Raw genomic sequence first — 2,451 nt, 5'->3', positions numbered from 1 at the left:
AATGCGCGGCGTGATGTTTGTTGATTACGGCGTCATAGAGGGTAAGCACGTACAAAGAAGGGCCGGATACGAGTATATCGACGGACGTATCAGCAGATATAGTGCCGGCGTGGGCATCGAGTGGGTGACGCCGATGGGACCGCTTCAGCTTATCTTTGCTAAGCCGCTTAACAAGCAGGATAGCGACGACACCAGCACGTTTGAATTTACTATCGGGCAACGCTTCTAATATTACGCTAATGCGGCGTTTTGGCTTACAGAACGCCGCTCTATCTTTTTAAATTTATCGCCGCAAGATTGCCGCTTTTGACTTAAATCTTGAAAGTCGCGCTGCGAAAGTAAAATTTAATCCCTCTCTTTAAGCGCTTCCAAAATCACCGTAACGTGGCTTAAATTTATATCCTTTGTCGCCGTTAGCAGCGCGATTTTGCCGTGAGTTTTTTCTAGCGATTTTAGCTTTTTTAGTCCCGCCGCCGCTTCCTCATTTGCAAGTTCGCTTTTAAATTTGAGCCTAAACTCGCCAAATCTACCCTCTTTATCCTCGTGAAACCAAGCCCTAAGCTCATTTGAAGGGGTGATAGATTTTAGCCACAAAAATGAGCTAAATATCTCCTTTTTTATGCCGCGAGGATACAACCTATCTACGAATACGCCGTAAAAATCGCTGCTTTTGTTACCTTTGATAAAATCGTAAATTCTAAAAGCCTTAAACATAAAATACCTTTTTGCAAATTTGACCTAAATTTTACTGCAAAAAACAAATTTATCGGCAGCGCAAGAGATAAAATTTAAATATTAAGCACCGTTTTACTATTGTAAGCTATAATTAGCGTTTATTTTAAATTTAAATTTGTAAAGGAAGCGTTTTATGTTTAGGTCAATCACGAATAAGATAGCCGTGATGCTCATCGTCTCGCTGATCGTCTCATTTGCCGCTATTTCCGCCGTTAGCTACTATACGGCGCAAAACAAAGTCGTCCAGCTCGTCAGCCAAAATCAGGCTCAAATTTTACAAGACGTCGATGCCGTTACGGAATCGTTTTTTAAAGACTATATCGACACAGTAAAAAAACTAGGCGTAAAAGTACAAAAAGTGCAGAATAGCGAAGAAGAACTGCTAAAAGCATTGGCGCTAGAAAAAGATCAAGCAAATTCTATCGTGGATTATGTTTACTACGGCAGGGAGAGCGACGGACACTACTTTCAGTCTGATAACACCAAATCCACTCCAGAAGCCGACAACTACGATCCTCGTAGTCGCGATTGGTATATGCAGGCAAAATCCGCAAATGCAGCTATTTATACCGAGCCTTATATCGATGCTATGAGTCAAAGCCTGGTTATGACCTTTGCCGTGCCGGTAAACGAGGGCGGTAAATTTGCGGGCGTAGCGGCGATAGATCTAAAGATCGACGCTCTAAGCAAGAAAATTTTAGATATGGGCAAGACCGAATACGGCTATGTTTATCTGATGAATAAAGACGGCCTGATACTAATGCATAGCGATCCCTCAAATGTAGGAAAAACCGTCCCCGCAAGTAAATATTTAGCGGAAGAATACGCAGCAAAAAGGTTTGACGAAAACGGCTTGATACCTTGCGTCAACTACAAAGGCGAAAGCGTAACGGCAAAACTCATACCATTAAATGAACAAGGCTGGTTGGCGGTCGCAGCTATCGGAGCGGATACCTTTTCTAGCAACACTTTGCCACTCTTAAAAGCTCAGCTTGTACTAGCTGCGGTGTTTATCGTCGCGCTTTCGTTGTTTGTTTACGTACTACTTAAAAAGTCGTTAAGCCCGATAAAAACCATCCAAGAAAAGCTAGAAGATACGTTTAAATTTATCGCCCACGAAGCTCCGGCTCCGCAAAAGCTAGCCGTAACAGCTAGGGACGAATTTGGCGTCATGAGCTATGCGATAAACGAAAATATCGATAAGGTCATCGCCGGTATCAAAAAAGATAGCGCCCTAATCGACGAAATGAACGGCATCGCAAATCTCATGATAAAAGGCCACATGGGAGCTAGTATAAAATCAGACCCGAATAATCCGGCTCTAGTGCAGCTAAAAGACTTGCTAAACCGCTTTTTTGGCTCCATCTCGTCAAATTTAAAAGACATCGCGCGAGCACTAAATTCGTATAACAAAAACGACTACACCGCCAAAGTCGAGCTAAAAGAGGATCTTGAAAGCGATCTAAAAGATATGATCGTAGGTATACAAAACGCCGGCGATGCGGTGGGTAATATGCTAAGAGAAAGCCTAAAAGAAGCTCAAATGCTAGAAGAAAAGGCTAAAATCCTAGCCCAGTCTATGAAAAATCTAACCGACGGCGCAGACAAGCAAGCCCAATCCATCCAAGAAAGCGCCGCCGCAGTCGAAGAGATGTCTAGCTCTATGAGCGCTATTAGCCAAAAGGCGCAGGACGTAACCCGCCAAAGCGAAGAGAT

At 43.2% G+C, this 2,451-nt stretch carries 3 protein-coding genes; 2 read left to right on the top strand and 1 reads right to left on the bottom strand.

Annotation, left to right across the window (positions count from 1 at the left end):
- Positions 1-229: BamA/TamA family outer membrane protein (locus Q0314_RS07425; RefSeq protein ID WP_298057897.1), on the top strand; the 229-nt coding region annotated here is incomplete at its 5' end.
- A 116-nt stretch (positions 230-345) separates the two neighbouring features.
- Here Q0314_RS07425 and Q0314_RS07420 read toward each other — a convergent pair.
- Positions 346-714, bottom strand: a complete 369-nt coding sequence (locus Q0314_RS07420; RefSeq protein ID WP_298057895.1) for a DUF488 family protein — start codon at positions 712-714, stop codon at positions 346-348.
- 154 nt (positions 715-868) lie between these two features.
- Here Q0314_RS07420 and Q0314_RS07415 point away from each other — a divergent pair.
- The coding region (locus tag Q0314_RS07415; protein WP_298057893.1) for a methyl-accepting chemotaxis protein at positions 869-2,451 on the top strand (1,583 nt) is incomplete at its 3' end.

The sequence above is a fragment of the uncultured Campylobacter sp. genome, assembly GCF_938040115.1.
GTDB lineage: Bacteria > Campylobacterota > Campylobacteria > Campylobacterales > Campylobacteraceae > Campylobacter_A.
Note: the sequence above shows the minus strand (reverse complement) of the source record. Positions and strands in the feature narration are given on the sequence as shown.